Raw genomic sequence first — 372 nt, 5'->3', positions numbered from 1 at the left:
GGGCTCCCATCTGTTTGCGTCGGAATTCGCCAATGGAGTCGATGAGCCGACAACGGTCTTCCAGAGCCGACAGATCGGTTCCACGTTTGGTCATCAAGTCCACCACCAAGTTCCGCAAATCGTCGCGCTCGAGACCGAAACGTTCGCATTGCAAAACGAAATGCGCGCCGTCGTACCAGTCGGGGTCAACGGTGTCCTTCGTCGCACCGGCGAGCCGTGAGTCGCGGACGTCGATCATGTCGCACACAGCGAGGATATGCGGACCGAGGTCGACCGGTTCGGTGAAGTCAAGTTCTGGGCCAACGACCAAATCGCAGTGCGAGTCGAGAAGAACGCTGAGTAGAGTGGTGCCGGAACGATTCTCGCCGCCGA

1 pseudogene is annotated in these 372 nt (G+C 59.1%); it reads right to left on the bottom strand.

From position 1 onward, the window contains the following. Positions 1 to 372 (bottom strand): annotated as a pseudogene (locus ACLFKU_RS44370) (sulfotransferase); the annotation flags it as partial.

The sequence above is a fragment of the Paraburkholderia sp. EG304 genome (genome assembly GCF_046543485.1).
Taxonomy (GTDB): domain Bacteria; phylum Pseudomonadota; class Gammaproteobacteria; order Burkholderiales; family Burkholderiaceae; genus Paraburkholderia; species Paraburkholderia youngii.
Note: the sequence above shows the minus strand (reverse complement) of the source record. Positions and strands in the feature narration are given on the sequence as shown.